18 protein-coding genes are annotated in these 19,264 nt (G+C 64.7%); 3 read left to right on the top strand and 15 right to left on the bottom strand.

The window, feature by feature from the left end; genetic code table 11:
- Positions 1-12: 12 nt before the first annotated feature.
- The gene (locus AC1RQK_RS16730; RefSeq protein WP_492373976.1) at positions 13-1,095 is read left to right on the top strand and encodes a PA0069 family radical SAM protein; all 1,083 of its coding nucleotides are present in this window, start codon (positions 13-15) and stop codon (positions 1,093-1,095) included.
- 25 nt (positions 1,096-1,120) lie between these two features.
- On the opposite strand, the gene AC1RQK_RS16735 is transcribed toward AC1RQK_RS16730, so the two are convergent.
- Positions 1,121-1,624, bottom strand: a complete 504-nt coding sequence (locus AC1RQK_RS16735) for an Lrp/AsnC ligand binding domain-containing protein (RefSeq protein ID WP_006158394.1) — start codon at positions 1,622-1,624, stop codon at positions 1,121-1,123.
- 109 nt (positions 1,625-1,733) lie between these two features.
- Here AC1RQK_RS16735 and AC1RQK_RS16740 point away from each other — a divergent pair, with 109 nt between their 5' ends.
- The gene (locus AC1RQK_RS16740) at positions 1,734-3,038 is read left to right on the top strand and encodes a D-amino acid dehydrogenase (protein ID WP_492809936.1); all 1,305 of its coding nucleotides are present in this window, start codon (positions 1,734-1,736) and stop codon (positions 3,036-3,038) included.
- A 76-nt stretch (positions 3,039-3,114) separates the two neighbouring features.
- Here the strand turns inward: AC1RQK_RS16740 and AC1RQK_RS16745 are convergent, their stop codons facing one another.
- From AC1RQK_RS16745 to AC1RQK_RS16780, 8 genes are all read right to left on the bottom strand, one after another.
- A complete protein-coding gene (locus AC1RQK_RS16745) occupies positions 3,115-4,899 on the bottom strand; it encodes an acyl-CoA dehydrogenase (protein ID WP_492809938.1) in 1,785 nt (594 codons plus the stop codon).
- A 105-nt stretch (positions 4,900-5,004) separates the two neighbouring features.
- Positions 5,005-5,940: an electron transfer flavoprotein subunit alpha/FixB family protein gene (locus tag AC1RQK_RS16750; protein WP_477134969.1), complete on the bottom strand. Its 936-nt coding sequence runs from the start codon at positions 5,938-5,940 to the stop codon at positions 5,005-5,007.
- 19 nt (positions 5,941-5,959) lie between these two features.
- Positions 5,960-6,709 carry an electron transfer flavoprotein subunit beta/FixA family protein gene (locus tag AC1RQK_RS16755; protein WP_006158397.1) on the bottom strand — a complete coding sequence of 250 codons (750 nt, stop codon included), beginning with the start codon at positions 6,707-6,709 and terminating at the stop codon, positions 5,960-5,962.
- Between the two features lie 204 nt (positions 6,710-6,913).
- Entirely contained in the window at positions 6,914-7,711 is a 798-nt protein-coding gene (locus tag AC1RQK_RS16760; protein WP_043344507.1) for a MetQ/NlpA family ABC transporter substrate-binding protein, read from the bottom strand.
- Between the two features lie 68 nt (positions 7,712-7,779).
- Positions 7,780-8,433: a methionine ABC transporter permease gene (locus tag AC1RQK_RS16765; RefSeq protein WP_043344505.1), complete on the bottom strand. Its 654-nt coding sequence runs from the start codon at positions 8,431-8,433 to the stop codon at positions 7,780-7,782.
- On the bottom strand, positions 8,423-9,457 hold the full coding sequence (locus AC1RQK_RS16770; protein WP_043344503.1) for a methionine ABC transporter ATP-binding protein: 1,035 nt from the start codon (positions 9,455-9,457) through the stop codon (positions 8,423-8,425). The genes AC1RQK_RS16765 and AC1RQK_RS16770 overlap by 11 nt, the downstream gene beginning before the upstream one ends.
- A 170-nt stretch (positions 9,458-9,627) precedes the next feature.
- Complete coding sequence (locus tag AC1RQK_RS16775; protein ID WP_492373973.1) at positions 9,628-10,431, bottom strand: enoyl-CoA hydratase; 804 nt, start codon at positions 10,429-10,431, stop codon at positions 9,628-9,630.
- Between the two features lie 11 nt (positions 10,432-10,442).
- The gene (locus AC1RQK_RS16780; RefSeq protein ID WP_416047855.1) at positions 10,443-11,366 is read right to left on the bottom strand and encodes a histone deacetylase family protein; all 924 of its coding nucleotides are present in this window, start codon (positions 11,364-11,366) and stop codon (positions 10,443-10,445) included.
- A 118-nt stretch (positions 11,367-11,484) separates the two neighbouring features.
- Here AC1RQK_RS16780 and mltB point away from each other — a divergent pair, with 118 nt between their 5' ends.
- Complete coding sequence (gene mltB / locus AC1RQK_RS16785) at positions 11,485-12,591, top strand: lytic murein transglycosylase B (protein ID WP_416047854.1); 1,107 nt, start codon at positions 11,485-11,487, stop codon at positions 12,589-12,591.
- An 84-nt stretch (positions 12,592-12,675) separates the two neighbouring features.
- On the opposite strand, the gene cysM is transcribed toward mltB, so the two are convergent.
- The 6 genes from cysM to AC1RQK_RS16815 all read right to left on the bottom strand — a co-directional run bounded on the left by cysM (position 12,676) and on the right by AC1RQK_RS16815 (position 19,226).
- The gene (gene cysM / locus AC1RQK_RS16790) at positions 12,676-13,578 is read right to left on the bottom strand and encodes a cysteine synthase CysM (RefSeq protein ID WP_150992214.1); all 903 of its coding nucleotides are present in this window, start codon (positions 13,576-13,578) and stop codon (positions 12,676-12,678) included.
- Between the two features lie 70 nt (positions 13,579-13,648).
- Positions 13,649-14,959 (bottom strand): solute carrier family 23 protein, encoded by a 1,311-nt coding sequence (locus tag AC1RQK_RS16795; protein ID WP_492373972.1) that lies wholly within the window; start codon positions 14,957-14,959, stop codon positions 13,649-13,651.
- Between the two features lie 276 nt (positions 14,960-15,235).
- The gene (locus AC1RQK_RS16800; protein ID WP_174423161.1) at positions 15,236-15,613 is read right to left on the bottom strand and encodes a ComEA family DNA-binding protein; all 378 of its coding nucleotides are present in this window, start codon (positions 15,611-15,613) and stop codon (positions 15,236-15,238) included.
- Positions 15,614-15,798: 185 nt separating this feature from the next.
- Positions 15,799-16,794, bottom strand: coding sequence for an ADP-glyceromanno-heptose 6-epimerase (rfaD, locus tag AC1RQK_RS16805; RefSeq protein ID WP_174423162.1), 996 nt, complete (start codon positions 16,792-16,794; stop codon positions 15,799-15,801).
- A 40-nt stretch (positions 16,795-16,834) separates the two neighbouring features.
- The gene (gene rfaE1, locus AC1RQK_RS16810) at positions 16,835-17,782 is read right to left on the bottom strand and encodes a D-glycero-beta-D-manno-heptose-7-phosphate kinase (protein ID WP_174423163.1); all 948 of its coding nucleotides are present in this window, start codon (positions 17,780-17,782) and stop codon (positions 16,835-16,837) included.
- A 70-nt stretch (positions 17,783-17,852) separates the two neighbouring features.
- Positions 17,853-19,226 (bottom strand): UDP-glucose dehydrogenase family protein, encoded by a 1,374-nt coding sequence (locus tag AC1RQK_RS16815; protein WP_492373971.1) that lies wholly within the window; start codon positions 19,224-19,226, stop codon positions 17,853-17,855.
- Positions 19,227-19,264 lie beyond the last annotated feature (38 nt).

Raw genomic sequence — 19,264 nt, forward strand, 5'->3', positions numbered from 1 at the left:
AGGACCGCCGACGTGCCGACCCGACCACCCTCCTCCAGCCCGCTGAAAGGCCGGGCGGCGCGCTCGAACGACGTCAGCCGGTTCGACGCCTGGACCCGCGAACGGGTCGCCGACGAGTCCCAAGCCTTCGATGAGCCAGAGACACCCCAAATCCAGACCATTGTCTTCACGGAGAAGGCCAAACGCATCGTCTCGCGCAACCAATCGCCAGACCTGCCGTTCGACGCGTCCATCAACCCGTACCGCGGGTGCGAGCATGGCTGTATCTATTGCTATGCCCGGCCCAGCCACGCCTATCTGGGGCTTTCGCCGGGCCTCGACTTCGAAACCCGCCTGTACGCAAAAGACAACGCCGCCGCCTTGCTCGAGGCCGAACTGGCTCACCGCAACTACGTACCGACGGTAATCGCGCTGGGGGCCAATACGGATCCTTACCAACCCATCGAGCGGGATCTCAAGATCACGCGCGGCATCCTGGAAGTGCTGGAGCGATTCAACCATCCGGTGGCCATCACGACCAAGTCGGGCGTGGTCACGCGCGACATCGACATCCTGCAGCGCATGGCGGCCAAGAACCTGGTCCGGGTCCATATGTCGGTCACATCGCTCAAGAACGAGATCGCCCGCACGCTGGAGCCCCGCGCAAGCGCGCCGGCGCGCCGCCTGGCAGCCATCGCTTCCCTGAGCGAGGCCGGCATCCCGGTGGGGGTGATGGTGGCGCCAGTCATTCCGAGCCTGACCGATCCGGAAATGGAGTCCATCCTTGACGCCGGCGCCAGGGCCGGCGCGAAAACCGCGGCGTATATCCTGCTGCGCCTGCCGCGCGAGGTGGAGCAGTTGTTCTCAGAGTGGCTGGCCACCTACCATCCGCTGCGCGCCCGGCACGTCGAAAGCCTGGTCGCGCAAATGCGCGGAGGCCGGGCCTACGACTCACGGTTCGGCACGCGCATGACCGGCACCGGCATCTTTGCCGAACTGCTGCGCAAGCGCTTCAAGCTGGCCTGCCAGCGCTTCGGGCTCAATGCTGAGCGCCACCCCCTCACCATCGAACATTTCTCCCAGGCGAGCGCCGCGCCGCAGATGTCGCTGTTCTAGGCCGGATGCGCAGGACAGCGAGGCTTCAGGCGTGCGGCGCCTTCTCGTCGACCGCGATCGCCAGCGTTTCCTTGATCTCTTCCATCACCACGTAACTCTTGGACTGGGCGGCGCCCGGCAACTGCAACAGGATGTCGCCCAGCAGGCGGCGGTACTCGCCGATCTCGCGGATGCGCGCCTTGATCAGGTAGTCGAAATCGCCCGAGACCAGATGGCACTCCAGTACTTCCGGAATGCGCGACACCTCGCGGCGGAACTGCTCGAACATATTGCCGGACTTGTTGCCCAGCGAGATCTCGACAAACACCAGCAAGCCGCTGCCGAGCAGCGCGGGATTCAGGCGCGCGTAGTAGCCCATGATGACGCCGTCACGCTCCATGCGCTTGACCCGCTCGATGCATGGCGTGATGGTCAGGCCAACCGCTTCCGCCAGTTCCTTCATCGACATACGCCCGTCCGCCTGGAGCAAGGCCAGGATCTTCCGATCCAGCCGGTCCAGGCTGCGCACGGGCTGACGACTCGTTCTCATTAGTTATTCCTGTTTCTCTGAAAATTACAATAACTATGACTGCTCATATTTAAATAGTATAGATGTAAATACTTTATCCACTCTATTTCTTGGTTGCGAGCCCCCGACTATGCGCGTTCTCGTTCTTGGCAGTGGCGTAATTGGCGTTACCAGCGCCTGGTACCTGGCCCGTGCCGGCCATGAAGTCACCGTGATCGACCGAGAGGCCGCACCCGCGCTGGGGACCAGTTTCGCCAACGCCGGCCAGATCTCCCCGGGCTATGCGTCGCCCTGGGCCGCACCCGGCGTGCCGCTCAAAGCCATCAAGTGGATGTTCCAGGAACACGCACCGCTGTCCATCAAACCGGACGGCACGCTGTTCCAGCTGCAATGGATGTGGCAGATGCTGATGAACTGCAGCGCTGAGCGCTATGCGGTCAACAAGGAACGCATGGTGCGCCTGGCCGAGTACAGCCGCGACTGCATCGTCGCCCTGCGCGCCGATACCGGCATCGCCTACGAAGGCCGCCAGCAAGGCACGCTGCAAGTCTTCCGCACCGCCGAGCAGCTCGACGGCGCCGCCAAGGACATTGCCGTGCTGGAGCAAGCCGGCGTGCCCTACCAGTTGCTATCGCGCGAGGAACTCGCCGCCAGCGAACCGGCCCTGGCCGCCGTCAGCCACAAGCTGACCGGCGGCCTGCGGCTACCCAACGATGAAACCGGCGACTGCCAGCTGTTCACCCGGCAACTCGCCGCCATGGCCGAAGGCCTGGGCGTGCAGTTCCAATACAACCGCTCCATCGACGGGCTGCTGACCAAGGGTGATGCCGTTACCGGCGCCATGGTGGGCGGCGAGCCTGTCATGGCCGACCTGGTCGTGGTGGCATTGGGCAGCTGGTCGACACCGTTCGTGAAGAATTTCCTGCCGGGCCTGTCGAACCTGCCGGTGTATCCACTCAAGGGCTTCTCGCTCACGGTGCCGATGACCAATGCCGATCGCAGCCCCGTTTCCACGGTGCTCGACGAAACCTTCAAGGTGGCAATCACCCGCTTCGACGATCGCATCCGCGTGGGCGGCATGGCGCAGATCGTGGGCTACGACCGCACGCTCGACCCGGCCAAGCGCCGCACCCTGGAGCATGTGGTCACGGACCTGTTCCCGGGCGCGGGCGATGTCAGCCGTGCCAGCTTCTGGACCGGCCTGCGCCCGATGACACCGGATGGCACGCCCATCGTCGGCCCCACGCAGGTCAAGGGCCTGTGGCTCAATACCGGCCATGGCACACTGGGCTGGACCATGGCCTGCGGCTCGGGCAAGCTGCTGTCGGACCTGGTGTCCGGCACCTCGCCGGCGATCCGCGCGGACGACCTCTCGGTGGCTCGCTATCTCAAGCCAGCGAGAACGCACGCCGCCCCGCGCCACGCAGCGGCCTGATCCGCGCATCGGTTTCGAGGAAGTAAAAAAAGGCGACCCGCGGGTCGCCTTTTTTCTTGCCTGGACCAGGAAGACCTCAGAACTGCGCTTCGCTCAACGCATTGACCGGCACCGCGCCCGCCACGATGGCATCGCGCAAACCCGATGCCTGTGACAGGATGTGCTCCGCGAAGAAATGCGCCGTCGAGATCTTGGCGTCGTGGAAGGACGGATCCTCGCCACGCTTCGCATCCGCCGCGAGCATCGCGCGGCCAAGCTGCCAGCCCGAAAACACGATGCCGCAGAGCTTCAGGTAAGGCACGCTGCCGGCAAACACGGCATTCGGGTCCGACTTGGCATTGGCCACGACGAACGCCACGACGGTCTCCAGCGCGGCGCGCCCCTTGGCCAGTTGCGCCTGTACCGCGGTGAATGCCGCGCCACCATGCTTGCCCAGCGCTGCCTCGGTCTCGGCAATCTGCTCGCAGATCGCACGGGCCACCGCGCCACCGTCGCGCAGCGTCTTGCGGCCGACGAGGTCGTTCGCCTGGATCGCGGTCGTGCCTTCGTAGATCGGCAGGATGCGGGCATCGCGATAATGCTGGGCCGCGCCGGTCTCCTCGATGAAGCCCATGCCGCCGTGCACCTGTACGCCGAGGCTGGTCACATCGATCGACAATTCGGTGCTCCAGCCCTTGACGATGGGCACCATGAACTCGTAGAATGCCTGGCTTTGCTTGCGCACCGCGTCGTCGGCATGCTGGTGCGCCGTGTCGCACGCGGCGGCGGCCACATACGCTACCGCGCGCGCGCCTTCGATCAGCGAGCGCATGGTCATCAGCATGCGCTTGACGTCCGGGTGATGAATGATGGTCACAGCTTCGCGTGCGGAACCATCGACCGGACGGCTTTGCACGCGCTCGCGGGCAAAATTCACAGCCTGCTGGTAGGCCCGCTCCGACACGGCGATGCCTTGCATGCCGACCGAGAAGCGCGCCGAGTTCATCATGATGAACATGTATTCCAGGCCGCGGTTTTCCTCGCCGACCAGCGTGCCGATGGCGCCACCGTGGTCGCCGAACTGCAGCACGGCTGTGGGGCTGGCCTTGATGCCCAGCTTGTGCTCGATCGACACGCAGTGCGCATCATTGCGCGCGCCCAGCGAACCATCCTCATTCACCAGGAACTTGGGCACGATGAACAGCGAGATGCCCTTGACGCCCTCGGGTGCCGTGGGCGTGCGCGCAAGAACGAGATGGACGATGTTCTGCGCCATGTCGTGCTCACCGTAGGTGATGAAGATCTTGGTGCCGAACACCTTGTAGGTACCGTCACCCTGCGGCTCGGCGCGTGTGCGCACGGCCGCCAGGTCCGAGCCGGCCTGTGGCTCGGTCAGGTTCATGGTGCCGGTCCATTCGCCGGAGATCAGCTTGGGCAGGAAGGTGGCCTTCTGCGCGTCGCTGCCCGCGGTCAGCAGGGCTTCGATGGCGCCGTCTGTCAGCAACGGGCACAGGGCGAACGACAGGTTCGCCGTGTTCAGCATCTCGTTGCAGGCGGTGGCGATCAACTTGGGCAAGCCCTGGCCGCCAAATTCCTGCGGATGCAGCACGCCCTGCCAGCCACCTTCGCCAAACTGGCGGAACGCGTCCTTGAAACCGGGCGTGGTGGTAACCACACCGTCCTTCCAGCTGCTCGGATCGGTGTCGCCAATGCGGTTGAGCGGCGCCACCACTTGTTCGTTGAATTTGGCTGCCTCGTCGAGCACCGCCTGCGCCGTCTCCGGCGTGGCGTCCTCGAAGCCGGGCAGCTTGCTGACTGCGTCAAGATCAGCCAGTTCGTTCATCACGAACAGCATGTCCTTGAGCGGGGCACGGTAGGTCATCGATGTCTCCGGTATGTATAAAAAAGCCGTTCTCGGGCGGGCCCGGAACGGCTAGTACTTCCTGATCGAGCCCGGCGCGTCAAACGCCGTGCCGGGCAGTGGGGATCAGCCCAGCGCCGCCACCAGTTCGGGCACGACGGTGTTCAGATCGCCAACCAGGCCGTAGTCGGCCACCGAGAAGATCGGGGCTTCGGCATCCTTGTTGATCGCCACGATCACCTTGGAGTCCTTCATGCCAGCCAGATGCTGGATCGCGCCGGAAATGCCGACGGCGATGTACAGCTGCGGCGCAACGATCTTGCCGGTCTGGCCGACCTGGTAATCGTTGGGCACGAAGCCGGCATCGACAGCAGCGCGGGACGCGCCCATCGCGGCGTTCAGCTTGTCGGCCAGCGGCGTCAGCACCTTGGTGTAGTTCTCGCCGGAACCCACGCCACGGCCACCGGACACGATGATCTTGGCCGCGGTCAGCTCGGGGCGGTCGCTCTTGGTGACTTCGCGCGAAACGAATTGCGAGATGCCAGCGTCGGCCACGGCGGGCAGGCTTTCCACGGCGGCCGAGCCACCTTCGGCTGCGGCAGCGTCAAAGCCGGTACCGCGCACGGTGATGACCTTGACCTTGTCCGACGATTGAACGATCGAGATCGCGTTGCCGGCGTAGATCGGGCGCTCGAACGTGTCCGGGCTGTCGACCTTGGTGATGTCCGACAACTGGGCTACGTCCAGCTTGGCCGCGACGCGCGGCAGGATGTTCTTGCCGTAGGCCGATGCGGGCGCCAGGATGTGGCTGTAGTCGCTGGCGATGGCCAGCACTTGCTCGGCCACGTTTTCGGCCAGGCCGTCGGCGAACTGCGGCGCGTCGGCCAGCAGCACCTTGGACACGCCGGCGATCTTCGCGGCAGCGGCAGCGGCGGCGGCGGCATTGGCGCCGGCCACCAGCACGTGGACATCGCCGCCGCACTGGGCGGCTGCCGTCACGGTATTCAGCGTGGCGGCCTTGATGGATTGGTTGTCGTGTTCAGCAATGACGAGTGCAGTCATGTTTTATCTCCTGGCGCGCTCAGATGACCTTGGCTTCGTTCTTCAGCTTTTGCACCAGCGTCGCAACGTCCGGCACCATCACACCCGCGCTACGCTTGGGCGGCTCAACGACCTTGACGGTCTTCAGACGCGGCGCCACGTCCACGCCGAGATCTTCCGGCTTGACGATGTCGAGCGGCTTCTTCTTGGCCTTCATGATGTTCGGCAGCGTGACATAACGCGGCTCGTTCAGGCGCAGGTCGGTGGTCACCACCGCCGGCAGCTTGAGCGACAGGGTCTCCAGACCGCCGTCCACTTCACGCGTCACCGATGCGCGGCCATCGGCCACCACCACCTTCGAAGCGAAAGTGGCTTGCGGCAGGCCCGCCAGCGCAGCCAGCATCTGGCCGGTCTGGTTGGAGTCGTCGTCGATGGCCTGCTTGCCTAGGATCACCAGCTGCGGCTGTTCCTTGTCGACCAGGGCCTTGAGCAGCTTGGCCACGGCCAGCGGCTGCAGGTCTTCGTTCGATTCCACCAGGATGCCGCGGTCGGCACCGATGGCCATCGCCGTACGCAGGGTTTCCTGGCACTGGGTCACGCCGCAGGACACGGCGATCACCTCGGTGACCACCCCGGCTTCCCGCAGGCGCACCGCTTCTTCCACGGCGATTTCGTCAAACGGGTTCATGCTCATCTTGACGTTAGCCAGATCCACACCCGTGCCGTCCGACTTCACCCGGACCTTGACGTTGTAATCCACCACGCGCTTGACTGCGACGAGTACTTTCATGCGCTCACTCCACTGATAGTCGATAGTCAGAAATTTGGTTCGCCCGCCATTATAACCACCGGGTGGGTGGCACTCTTATTTTTCGAACGGTCGTACTATTTTATCGGTAAAGAATTGCCGGGCATAGCCCGGCAATGTGAAAACCTCGCCGTATTGTGCCGCAGGATGCCCTGCGGCACACGGTTTTTGAGGGTTTTTTCAAACTTACCAGGCGGTAATCACCGAATCCTTGAAAGTGCTCTGGACGTACTGCTTGATCTCCGGCGAATGATAGGCCTTGACCAGCTTGGCTACCCAGGGCTTGTTCTTGTCGGCTTCGCGGATGGCGATCAGGTTGGCATAGGGACCCTTGGGGCCTTCCATGGCAATCGCGTCCTTGGTGGGCGACAGGCCAGCCGATTCAGCGTAGTTACCGTTAATGGCGGCGGCGTCGAGGTCATCCAGCGAACGCGGCAGCTGCGCGGCGTCCAGTTCGACGATTCGGATCTTCTTCGGGTTGGAAACGATGTCCAGCGGCGTGGCCTTCAGGCCGGCATCCGGGCGCAGCTTGATCAGGCCCTTGCTTTGCAGCAACAGCAAGCCACGACCGCCATTGGTGGGGTCGTTCGGCACGCCAACGCGCGCGCCGTCCTTGAGCTGGTCGAGCGACTTGATCTTCTTGGAGTACACGCCCATCGGGAAGGTCACGGTGAAGGCGATGTGGGTGAACTTGTAGCCACGGTCCTTGATCTGCGCTTCCAGGTACGGCAGGTGCTGGTAGCTGTTGGCGTCCAGGTCGCCAGCGGCCAGCGCGGCGTTCGGCTGGACATAGTCACTGAACTCCACCAGCTGGATATTCAGGCCGTCCTTGGCCGCGACCTTCTTCACCTGCTCCATGATCTGGGCGTGCGGGCCTCCGGTGACGCCGATCTTGATCGGCTTTTCCTGCGCCATGGCGCCAGTGGCCAGGGTGGCGCCCAGGGCGGCGCCGACAATCCATTGCAGCAAGTTACGACGTTGCATGTTGACTTCCTTTATCTCGATGGCTCTATGTCTTTGCAGATAGCCAGGCGGATCGCCGGGCCGACTTGTTACTTGTGGCTGATGCGCCGCACCAGCCAGTCGCCGAAGCTTTGCACCGCTTGTACGAAGACGATCAGGATCAGCACCACCGCCACCATCACCTCGGTGATGTAGCGCTGGTAGCCGTAGCGGATGCCGAGGTCGCCCAGGCCGCCGCCACCGATGGCGCCGGCCATGGCCGAGTAGCCCACCAGGCTGACAAAGGTGATGGTCAGGCCGGCCACGATGCCGGGCATGGCCTCGGGCAGCAGCACCTTCATCACGATCTGGCCGGTGCTCGCACCCATCGACTGGGCGGCCTCGACCAGGCCTTTGTCGACTTCGCGCAGCGCGCTTTCCACCAGCCGTGCGATAAACGGGATCGCGGCGATGGTCAGCGGCACCACGGCCGCGGTCGTGCCGATCGACGAGCCCACGATAAAGCGCGTGAACGGAATCACCACCACCAGCAGGATGATGAAGGGGATCGAGCGCACGGCGTTGACCACCACGCCAATGGTGCGGTTGAACAGCGGGTGCGACAGCACGCCGCCGCGGTTGGTCAGGTGCAGCAGCACGCCCAGCGGCACGCCAAACAGCGCGCCGACCACGCCCGAGATGCTCACCATCAGCAGCGTCTCGTTGAACGAGGTCAGGAACAGGTCAAACATTTCAGACCACATGCTCGATCTCCTCCACCACCACGCCTTCTTGTTGCAGATACTCCATTGCCGCCTTCACGTCGGCCAGGTCGCCGGTGGCCATGATGGCCAGCGAGCCGAAGGCCTGGCCCTGGATTTCGTCGATATGCCCGTGCAGGATGTTGAAGTCCAGCCCGTAGCGGCGAATCGCCTGGGCCAGCACTGGCTGGTCCACGCCCGCGCCGGTGAAGGCCAGGCGATAGACGTGGTCGCGCCCGTTGCCGAGGCGGCTCTCCACGCGCTTGAGCACGCTTTGCGGCAGTTCCTGCGCGATCACGTCGCCGATCATGGCGCGCGTGACCGCATGCTGCGGACGCAGGAAGACGTCGATCACCCGGCCGGTTTCCACCACCTGGCCAGCCTCAAGCACGGCCACGCGGTCGCAGACCTGCTTGATCACTTCCATCTGGTGCGTGATCATGACGATGGTCAGGCCCAGCTCGCGATTGATCTGCTTGAGCAGTTCCAGGATGGAGCGCGTGGTCTCCGGATCGAGGGCGGACGTGGCCTCGTCCGAAAGCAGCACCTTGGGCTTGCTGGCCAATGCACGTGCAATCCCCACGCGCTGCTTCTGCCCGCCGCTGATCTGGGCAGGATAGCGATCCTTGAGCGCCGTCAGGCCAACCAGCTCCAGCAGCGGCAGCACCGTGTCGGAGATCTCGCTGCGGGATTTGCCAGCCAGCTCCAGCGGCAGCGCCACGTTGTCATAAACGGTGCGCGACGACAGCAGGTTGAAATGCTGGAAGATCATGCCGATGTCGCGGCGTGCCCGGCGCAACGCGCCGCTGTCGAGCGCGGTCAGTTCCTGGCCGGCGACGAAGACGCGGCCGGCGCTGGGGCGGTTAAGCAGGTTGATGGCGCGCACCAGCGTGCTCTTGCCAGCGCCGCTGCGGCCGATGATGCCGAAGACCTCACCTGCCGCAATCGACAGGTTGACGTCCCGCAGCGCATGCACCTCACCCGACCCGCCGGGGAAGCGCTGCGAAAGACCTTGCAGTTCGATCATGTGAAAAGAAAACGGCAACAGGCGAGTTTGTCTCTAGCACTGTTGCCGCATTTTATTTTTTTGGGCGAAGCGCGCATTTTAAGCGATCCGCTTCATACCAGAAACGACTTTTTGCCGATGTCTTTATGCGCTGTGGGCATATAGCCCAACAAAAACCAAAAAAAAGAGATTTACAAGACATCCCACAAGGGCGGGCGCTTGTCGAGGAAGGCCTGCACGCCTTCCAGCGCCGTCGGATCCATCATGTTGCAGGCCATGGTCTGCCCGGCGAGCTGGTAGGCCGCTTCGATGCCCATCTCCAGCTGGCGGTAGAACAGGCCCTTGCCGGCGGCCACGGCGGCGGCCGGCTTGGCGCAGATGCTGGCCGCCAGGCGTGCAACCTCGGCATCGAGGGCATCGGCGGGCACCACGCGGTTGACCAGCCCGCGGTCGCGGGCTTGCAGCGCGTCGATCATGTCACCGGTCAGCAGCATTTCCATGGCGTGCTTGCGCGACAGGTTGCGCGACAGCGCCACGCCTGGCGTGGCGCAGAACAAGCCAAGGTTGACGCCCGATACCGCAAAGCGAGCCACATCGGCGGCCACCGCCAGGTCGCACATCGCCACCAGTTGGCAGCCGGCCGCTGTGGCAATGCCCTGCACGCGCGCGATCACCGGCTGCGGCATCTTCTGCATCGCCATCATCATGCGGGTGCAGCGGTCGAACAGGCGGCGGTAGTAGTCGTGCGACGGGCTGGCGCGCATCTCGCGCAGATCATGTCCCGCGCAGAACGCACGGCCGGCGGCGGCCAGCACCACGACGCGGACCGAGGCATTGGCGCCGGCGCGGGCAAACGCCGCGCACAGCGCATCCAGCAGGTCCTCTGACAGCGCGTTGAACGCCTCCGGGCGGTTCATCGTCAGGCGCAGCACGCCCGGGGCGTCGAGGCTTTCGCTCACCAGCGGGGTCACGGCGCGGTTATCGGTTTCAGCCATGCGAGGGCCTCCTATCGTTCGAGCAGCACCTTGAGGTGTGCACACACGCTACGGCTCAGCGCGCTCAGGTTATAGCCGCCTTCAAGGCAACTGACGATGCGCCCCTTTGCATGGGCGCGGGCGACGTCGACCAGTTGGGCGGTGATCCAGGCATAGTCCTGCTCGACCAGCCCCATCTGCCCGAGGTCATCCTCTCGATGGGCGTCGAAGCCAGCCGAGATAAACAACATCTGCGGCTTGAACTCGTTCAGGCGCGGCAGCCAGATCGTCTCCACCACTTCGCGCACCGCCAGGCCGTTGGTATAGGCCGGCAGCGGGATGTTCGACATATTGGTGGCAATGTGCTCGGTGCCGCTGTAGGGATAAAACGGATGCTGGAAGAAGCTGCACATCAGCACCTGGGCGTCGCCACGGAATGCAGCTTCGGTGCCATTGCCGTGATGCACGTCGAAATCGACGATGGCCACGCGCTCCAGCCCGTGCGCGGCGAGCGCATGACGCGCGGCGATCGCCACATTGTTGTAGAAGCAGAAACCCATGGCCCGGTCCGGCTCGGCATGGTGGCCCGGCGGGCGCACGCAGCAGAACGCATTCTCGATCTCGCCCGCCATCACCGCGTCGGTAGCAGCCACCGCGGCGCCTGCCGCATGGGTGGCGGCGGCGAGCGTGTGCGGATTCATCAGGGTATCGGGATCGATCGGGTGGTAGCCGCTGGCCGGGCTGGCCGCGGCCAGCGAGGCGATGTACTGCGGAAGATGCACGCGCCCGATCTGCTCGGCGGTGGCGGCGCTCGCCTCGCGCCGGTCAAGCAGGCCATCCATGCCGTGCGAGATCAGGTGATCCTCAATGGCCTGCAGGCGCTCAGGGCACTCCGGATGGAATGGCCCCATCTCATGCAGCAGGAACTCGGGATGCGTGTAATAGCCTGTGGGCATGTCTTATTGCTTTCATCGTGGTCTCCATTCGTTACGTTAGCACATGCCGCGCCAGCCACCCAGCGACCTGCCGCGCGGACACCATCCGCTATACTCGCAGCGACTTGCAAAGGACACCATGACCGACTCCCAGCGCTCCCTGCGCCGCCCGCTTCTGGGCGCCGCACTTTCCGCTGCCGCATTGAGCTTGTGCGGCGTCTCCCCCGCCCTGCTTGCAGCCGGCAAGCGCCGCGTGAGCATGCGCGAAGAAGAAATCGAGCCGGGCCGCTACCGTGACAATCCCAAGAGCCGCGCCTTCATCGACGAGATGGTGGCACGCCACGGCTTTGCCCGCCAGACGCTGGAAGGCTGGTTCGGCCAGGCCGTGTATTCATCCACGGTGGTGCGCCTGATCATGCCGCCCGCCACGCCGGGACGCAAAAGCTGGCGCACCTACCGCTCGCGCTTTATCGAGCCGATCCGCATCAACGCGGGCGTGCGCTTCTGGCAGCAAAATCGCGAAACACTGCGCCGCGCGGAAGCCGAGTTCGGCGTGCCGGCCTCGGTGATCGTCGGCATCATCGGTGTCGAGACCATCTATGGCCGCGACATGGGTACCTTCCGCGTGATCGACTCGCTTTCCACGCTGGCCTTCGATTATCCGGACGTGCCCAACCGCGAAGCGCGCACCACGCTGTTCCGCAACCAGCTGACCGACTACCTGCTCTGGTGCCGCGACACCAACACCGATGTGTTCTCGGTGCTGGGCTCCTTCGCGGGTGCCGTGGGCATTCCGCAGTTCATGCCCACAAGCCTGCGCGAATACGCCATCGACTATGACGGCGACGGCCGCATCGACCTGCGCAGCAGCGCCACCGACGCGATCGGCAGCGTGGCGCGTTTCCTGCAGCTGCACGGCTGGGAACCGGGCCGCCCGGTGGTCTGGCGCATCGCCGCCGACGAGGGCAGCCGCGGCATCGCCGCCGCAGCCGCGGATGGCGAGCCATGGCCCACCCGCACGCTCAACCAGTTGCTCAAGGCCGGCCTGCGCGTGGACGAGCCGATCGACCCGACACGCGAAGGCGAAACCGGCGTGCTGGTGGTGGACCTGCCCACGCCCGGCGAAACCACCGACTACATGCTCGGCCTGCGCAACTTCTATGTGCTGACGCGCTACAACCGCAGCTTCTTCTACGCGCTGGCTGTGTACCAGCTGGGCGAGGCGGTCAAGGCGGCGATGGGCTAAGCCGGCATCCGCTGCGCGACAAGCAAAAAGCCCCCGCAAGACTGAACTCGCGGGGGCTTTTTCAATGCGCGCGGCAAGGCGGCATCAGGCCGGGAACACCCCGGTCGAAAGGTAGCGATCACCGCGATCGCACACCACGAACACGATGGTGGCATTCTCCACTTCCTCGGCGATACGCAGCGCGACGCACAGCGCGCCCGCAGCCGAGATGCCGCAGAAGATCCCTTCCTCGCGCGCCATGCGACGTGCCATGTGCTCGGCATCGCCCTGGCTGACAGGCTCGGTACGGTCAATGAATTTCGGATCGTAGATCTTCGGCATGTACGCCTCGGGCCACTTGCGGATGCCGGGAATACGCGAGCCTTCAGCCGGCTGCGCACCCACGATCTGGATCCCTGCGTTCTGTTCCTTCAGGTAGCGCGAGACACCGGTAATGGTGCCCGTGGTGCCCATGGCAGAGACGAAGTGAGTAATGCGCCCTTCGGTGTCGCGCCAGATCTCCGGGCCGGTGGTCTCGTAATGCGCCAGCGGATTGTCCGGATTGGCGAACTGGTCCAGGATCACGCCGCGGCCGTCGCGCTCCATGGAGTCCGCGAGGTCACGCGCGTATTCCATGCCGCCCTTGACCGGCGTCAGGATGATCTCCGCGCCGTAGGCAGCCATGCTCTGGCGGCGCTCCATGCTCAGGTCTTCCGGCATGATCAGCACCATCTTGTAGCCGCGGATGGCGGCTGCCATGGCCAGCGCGATGCCGGTATTGCCCGAGGTAGCCTCGATCAGCGTATCGCCCGGCTTGATGCGCCCGCGCGACTCGGCGCGGGCAATCATCGAGACCGCCGGCCGGTCCTTGACCGAGCCCGCCGGGTTGTTGCCCTCGAGCTTGCCGAGGATTACGTTGCCGCGCGGGGTACCGGCGGCGCCGGGGATGCGCTGCAGTTGCACCAGCGGCGTATTGCCGATGGTGTCTTCAATCGTCTTGTAGGCCATGGTGAGCGGGATTCCAATGTCGGCGGACATTGTAATCCAGTCGCAAAGCCTGCGTTGCCGACGTGGCGTGTCAGGCCTCGGCTTCGGCTTCGGCTTTGCGGCTGCCCAGCAGGTGGTACAGCAGAATCGCGCCGAAAGTGGCGGTACCGATGCCGCCCAGCGTCATGCCGCCCAGCTTCAGCGTCAGGTCGCCAGCCGCCACGGTCAACGTGGCGCCGACCGTGATCAGGTTGCGCGAACTGGAGAAATCGACCTTGTTCTGCACCCAGATACGCCCGGCAGTGGCGGCGATCAGGCCGAACACCACGATGGTCAGGCCACCGATCACGGGGCCCGGGATGGTCAGGATCAGCGCACCGAACTTGGGCGAAAAGCCCAGCACCAGCGCCACCACCGCCGCCACCACGAAGATCAGCGTGGAGTAGATCTTGGTCACCGCCATCACGCCCATGTTTTCGGCGTAAGTGGTCACGCCCGTGCCGCCGCCGCCGGCGGAAATGATGGTGGCAATGCCGTCGCCGATGAAGGCGCGGCCGATATATGGATCGAGATTGCGGCCGGTCATCACGCTGATGGCCTTGATGTGCCCGAGGTTTTCCGCCACCAGCACGATCGCCACCGGCGCGATCAGCAGCATGGCGCTGGCCTGGAACACTGGCGTGGAGAAGACCGGCAGCCCGAACCAGGCCGCGGCGGCCACGCCGGAGAAGTCGATGCCTTTGCCCATGCCCAGCCCGTTGGTGCAAAGGTAGTACAGCACGTAGCCGAACAGCCCGCCCACCAGTACCGGCAGCCGGCGCAGCATGCCCGGCGCATGCACCGCCACCACGCCCACCGCCAGCACGGTCGCCAGGCCCACCCAGGTATCCAACGGCGCGCCGCTCACGGCCTTGACCGCCACCGGCGCGAGGTTCAGGCCGATGGCCGCGACGATGGCACCCGTCACCACCGGCGGCATCAGCCGCTCCACCCAGCGATACCCCACCGCCTGCACCACCAGTCCGATCAGCAAGTACAACACGCCCGCGGCGATGATGCCGCCGAGCGCCACCGGGATATTCGGGTTGGGGCCGCTGCCGGCGTAGCCGGTCGCCGCGATCACCACCGCGATGAAGGCAAAGCTGGAGCCCAGGTAGCTCGGCACCCTGCCGCGCACGCACAGAAAGAAAATCAGCGTGCCGATGCCGGAAAACAGGATGGCGATATTGGGATTGAAGCCCATCAGGATCGGCGCGATCGCGGTCGAGCCGAACATCGCTACCACGTGCTGGATACCTGCCAGCAGGGTCTGGCCGGCGGGCAGTCGCTCATCAGGCGCAATCACGCCGTGCGTCTTCAGCCGCCACTTGGGCAGGAATCCCGCGTCCTCGTTATTTCCCATTGTCCAGCTCCCTTTTTATTGGCCTGGCCGCCCCGAATGCAGGCAGGTCCGGCGCGATCTTGGATTTTGTTGGCCACGCAGCCGGCTCGGGCCGCAACAGCGTCCGCATGATACCGCGCGGCCGCATTCGTGATAAGCCACACGGCACTAGCACGAGCCATACCAGCGCCGGATCCTCGTGCTGGTGCACGCGCAGCAAAAAGCCCCGGGCTCGGCCGGGGCTTCGACGATCGGATAGCTTGGATGCGGGCGCCCCGCTGCACGCCCGCGGCAACCTTAGCGAACGGCCTTGGCGGGCGGCTTCTCCGTCTTGGCGTCTTTCTTGGCCGGGGCCGCCGCCACCGTGGCCTTCGGCGCCGCAGCGCCGCCGGCACCGATGGTCATGCCGGCCTCCTGCAAGCGCACGACAGATTTCTGCCCCAGGCCCTTGACCCGATCGGCGAGATCCGCGGCATCCTTGAAGGGACCACCCCGGCTGCGCTCGCTGACAATGGTGCTGGCCGTGGCCGGCCCGATGCCCTTGAGCGACACCAGCGCGGCCTCATCGGCGGTATTCACATCGACAGCCGCAAACGCGGCACCCGATAGCGAGAACCAGACGGCGGCGGCCAGCAGGACCTGCCTGGACGCGCGCGTCAAAGTTGGCTTGAACATGGGAGTTTCTCCTATCCATTGATGAAGGTCGCTTCGCCCTGGCAGGACGAAGCAACACGCAGGATAGGAGCGCGCAACTGGCTTGGCGCACCTCGCAACAAAAGTTCACCTCAACGCTACCGAGGTGTCTCCACAGCGCGCGCAAGGCGCACAAAAGGCGCCCTTACGCGCGCGTCTTTGCGACTTCAGCCCTTGTTCTGCAGCAGCCAGCGGCAGTAGCGCGACACGCCTTCTTCCACAGTGTAGAAGGCATCCTTGTACCCAGCGCCACGCAGGCGCGAGACATCGGACTGGGTGTAGCACTGGTACTTGCCGCGCAGCGCGTCGGGGAACTTGATGTACTCCACCAGTCCCTCCTGCACCATCTCGTCGAGCGTCAGCTGGGGGCGGCCATCGGCCTCGCGCAGCGTGTTGACCACCGTCGCGGCAATGTCGTTGAACGGCTGCGCGCGGCCGGTGCCGAGGTTGAAGATGCCCGACTTGTCCGGATGCTCCAGGAAGAACAGGTTGACCTTCACCACGTCCTCCACCGAGATGAAGTCGCGGGTGTGGCCACCCGGCGCATAGCCGCCATACTCGCCAAACAGCTTCACCGTGCCGTCGGCGCGGAACTGGTTGAAATTGTGGAACGCCACCGAGGCCATGCGGCCCTTGTGCGCTTCGCGCGGGCCATACACGTTGAAGTAGCGAAAGCCCACGATCTGCGACAACGCGGACGGCAGCGTGCGCCGCACCACCTGGTCGAACAGGAACTTCGAGTAGCCGTAGACGTTCAGCGGCTTCTCGTATTGGCGCTCTTCCTTGAACACCTGCGAGGCGCCATAGGTGGCTGCTGAAGAGGCGTAGAGGAACTGCGTGCCCTGCTCCAGGCAGGCATCCATCAACGCCTGGGTGTAGCGGAAATTGTTCTCCATCATGTAGCGGCCGTCGGTCTCCATGGTGTCGGAGCAAGCTCCCTCATGGAACACCGCGCGCACCTTGCCAAACTCACCGCGCTTGAAGCGCTCGAGAAACTCGCTCTTGTCGAGGTAGTCGCGGATCTCGCAGTCGACGAGGTTGTGGAACTTGTCGGCGCGCGTCAGGTTGTCGACGGCGACGACATTGTCTTCGCCGCGCTCGTTCAGGCCCTTGACGAGGTTGCTGCCGATAAAGCCGGCAGCGCCGGTTACGATGATGGTCATGGTCGTGTGGGCTCAAACGAGCCAGGAGGCAGCGCGGCCATTACGCCGGCGTGCCGAACAATTCAGGATAGGTGACGACCGCGGTGCCCAGCTTGCCCACCACGATGCTGCCTGCGCGATTGGCGTGCTGCACGGCCTCCTTAAGCGGCACGCCAGCGCCCAGCATGGTCGCCAGCGTGGCAATCACGGTGTCGCCGGCGCCGGACACGTCGTAGACTTCGCGCGCCTGCGCCGACACGTGCAGCACCTCGGCTTCGGTGTAGAGCGTCATGCCCTCTTCCGAGCGCGTCAGCAGCAGCGCTTCGAGATGCAGCTCGCGCCGCAGGTTCTGGGCCCGGATGGTGAGATCGGACTCGGTCTTCCAGGCGCCCACCACGTGCCGCATTTCGGCACGGTTGGGGGTGATCAGCGTCGCGCCGCGATAGCGTGAGTAATCGTCGCCCTTGGGGTCGACCAGCACCAGGCAGCCCGCGGCGCGGCCAGCCTCGACCATGCGGCCCACGTGGGCCAGGCCGCCCTTGCCGTAGTCGGAGAGCACCAGGACCTTGTACTCTTTGACCAAGGCAAGGAAACGATCCTGCACCGCGGCCAGCACTTCATGTCCCGGTGCATTCTCGAAGTCCACGCGCAGCAACTGCTGCTGGTGCGCCACCACGCGCAACTTGATGGTGGTGTTGACGCTGGGGTCGCGATGCAGGTAGGGCTGCACGTGGCTGGCGCTGAGCAGCGCCTCCAGCGTGCGGCCGGGCTCGTCATCGCCGACCACGCCCAGCATGCCCACCTGGGCGCCCAGCGCGGCGGCATTGCGCGCCACGTTGGCAGCGCCGCCAAGGCGTTCGTCGCTGCGCTTGATCTGCACCACCGGCACCGGGGCTTCCGGGGAGATACGCTCGACATCGCCGAACCAATAGCGGTCGAGCATCATGTCGCCCGCCACCAGGATGCGCGATTGATTGATCTGTTGCTGCGGAATATGGTTCTTGCTCATGGACATCCTTGGCAACACAGCCCGGTCCGTCAGCCGGGGCGTTGGCTTGTCGTTCCCGTTGGGTTGCGTTTCAGCGCGTCGTGGTCGGCCGCCCGATCGCATGATATTCGATGCCCGCTTCCTGCATGGCTTCGGGCTCGTACAGATTGCGTCCGTCGAAGATGACGGGGGCCTTCAGGCGGCGCTTGATCTGGTTGAAATCCGGGCTGCGGAACACCTTCCATTCTGTGACGATGACCAGGGCATCGGCACCGTCGAGCGTGTCCATCTGCGCGTCGCTGAAATGCACGCGTGCAAAGCCACCGTCGATGTGTGCGAGATCGAGGGCCAGCGCATGCTTGGCCTCGGCCATCGAGATCGGATCATGCACGCGCAGCGAGGCGCCGCGCGACACCAGCGCTTGCGCCAGCACCCGCGACGGCGCTTCGCGCATGTCGTCGGTATTGGGCTTGAAGGCCAGGCCCCAGATCGCAAAGGTGTGCCCGGCGAGATCCTCGCCAAAGCGGCGCACGACCTTGTCGGCCAGCACCTGCTTTTGCGCGTCGTTGACCGCTTCCACCGCTTCCAGCACGCGCATGGGCTTGCCATGCGCGCTGGCGGTGCGCATCAGCGCCTGCACATCCTTGGGGAAGCACGAGCCGCCATAGCCGGCACCGGCGTACAGGAAACTATAGCCAATGCGCGGATCGGAACCGATGCCCATGCGGACCAGCTCGATATCAGCACCGACTTCATCGGCCAGGTTCGCCAGCTCGTTCATGAACGAGATGCGCGTGGCCAGCATCGAGTTGGCGGCGTACTTGGTGAACTCGGCCGAGCGCACGTCCATATAGAACGTACGCTCGTGATTGCGGTTGAAGGGCGCGTAGAGCTGGCGCATGATCGCCTTGGCATGCCGGCCAGCCACGTCGGCATTGCAGCCCAGCACGATACGGTCGGGACGCATGAAGTCCTCCACCGCGGCGCCTTCCTTCAGGAATTCCGGATTGGAGACCACCGAGAACTGCAGGTCCTCTAGGCCGCGCGCGGCCAGCTCTTCACGAATGGCTTCGGCGACACGATCGCCGGTGCCGACCGGCACGGTGGACTTGTCCACCACCACCTTGAAGCCGGTCATGTACTTGCCGATATTGCGGGCAGCCGCCAGCACATATTGCAGATCGGCGGAGCCATCCTCGTCAGGCGGCGTGCCAACGGCAATGAACTGCACGTCGGCATGCTCCACGCTGGCCGCCACATCGGTGGAAAACGTCAGCCGGCCAGCCTCGCGATTACGCTGGATCAGCTCTTTCAAGCCCGGTTCGTAGATTGGCACGCCGCCGGCATTGAGCATCGCGATCTTGCGTTCATCGACGTCCAGGCAAAACACGTCGTTGCCCAGCTCGGCCAGGCAGGCCCCGGTCACTAGACCGACGTAGCCGCTGCCGATAATGGTGACTTTCATAACTTGTACTCCAGATAGGGATTGGCGTGCGACGCTAA

It is taken from the genome of Cupriavidus sp. GW822-FHT02D05 (assembly GCF_058802485.1).

Excerpts from the sequence above, each read along its gene's own strand:
- mltB (WP_416047854.1), top strand. The coding sequence starts at position 11,485 with ATGACCGACTCCCAGCGCTCCCTGCGCCGCCCGCTTCTGGGCGCCGCA.
- AC1RQK_RS16750 (WP_477134969.1), bottom strand. The coding sequence starts at position 5,940 with ATGACTGCACTCGTCATTGCTGAACACGACAACCAATCCATCAAGGCC.
- AC1RQK_RS16770 (WP_043344503.1), bottom strand. The coding sequence starts at position 9,457 with ATGATCGAACTGCAAGGTCTTTCGCAGCGCTTCCCCGGCGGGTCGGGT.
- AC1RQK_RS16740 (WP_492809936.1), top strand. The coding sequence starts at position 1,734 with ATGCGCGTTCTCGTTCTTGGCAGTGGCGTAATTGGCGTTACCAGCGCC.
- AC1RQK_RS16795 (WP_492373972.1), bottom strand. The coding sequence starts at position 14,959 with ATGGGAAATAACGAGGACGCGGGATTCCTGCCCAAGTGGCGGCTGAAG.
- rfaD (WP_174423162.1), bottom strand. The coding sequence starts at position 16,794 with ATGACCATCATCGTAACCGGCGCTGCCGGCTTTATCGGCAGCAACCTC.
- AC1RQK_RS16815 (WP_492373971.1), bottom strand. The coding sequence starts at position 19,226 with ATGAAAGTCACCATTATCGGCAGCGGCTACGTCGGTCTAGTGACCGGG.
- rfaE1 (WP_174423163.1), bottom strand. The coding sequence starts at position 17,782 with ATGAGCAAGAACCATATTCCGCAGCAACAGATCAATCAATCGCGCATC.
- AC1RQK_RS16755 (WP_006158397.1), bottom strand. The coding sequence starts at position 6,709 with ATGAAAGTACTCGTCGCAGTCAAGCGCGTGGTGGATTACAACGTCAAG.
- cysM (WP_150992214.1), bottom strand. The coding sequence starts at position 13,578 with ATGGCCTACAAGACGATTGAAGACACCATCGGCAATACGCCGCTGGTG.
- AC1RQK_RS16775 (WP_492373973.1), bottom strand. The coding sequence starts at position 10,431 with ATGGCTGAAACCGATAACCGCGCCGTGACCCCGCTGGTGAGCGAAAGC.
- AC1RQK_RS16760 (WP_043344507.1), bottom strand. The coding sequence starts at position 7,711 with ATGCAACGTCGTAACTTGCTGCAATGGATTGTCGGCGCCGCCCTGGGC.
- AC1RQK_RS16780 (WP_416047855.1), bottom strand. The coding sequence starts at position 11,366 with ATGCCCACAGGCTATTACACGCATCCCGAGTTCCTGCTGCATGAGATG.
- AC1RQK_RS16800 (WP_174423161.1), bottom strand. The coding sequence starts at position 15,613 with ATGTTCAAGCCAACTTTGACGCGCGCGTCCAGGCAGGTCCTGCTGGCC.
- AC1RQK_RS16765 (WP_043344505.1), bottom strand. The coding sequence starts at position 8,433 with ATGTGGTCTGAAATGTTTGACCTGTTCCTGACCTCGTTCAACGAGACG.
- AC1RQK_RS16745 (WP_492809938.1), bottom strand. The coding sequence starts at position 4,899 with ATGACCTACCGTGCCCCGCTCAAGGACATGCTGTTCGTGATGAACGAA.
- AC1RQK_RS16735 (WP_006158394.1), bottom strand. The coding sequence starts at position 1,624 with ATGAGAACGAGTCGTCAGCCCGTGCGCAGCCTGGACCGGCTGGATCGG.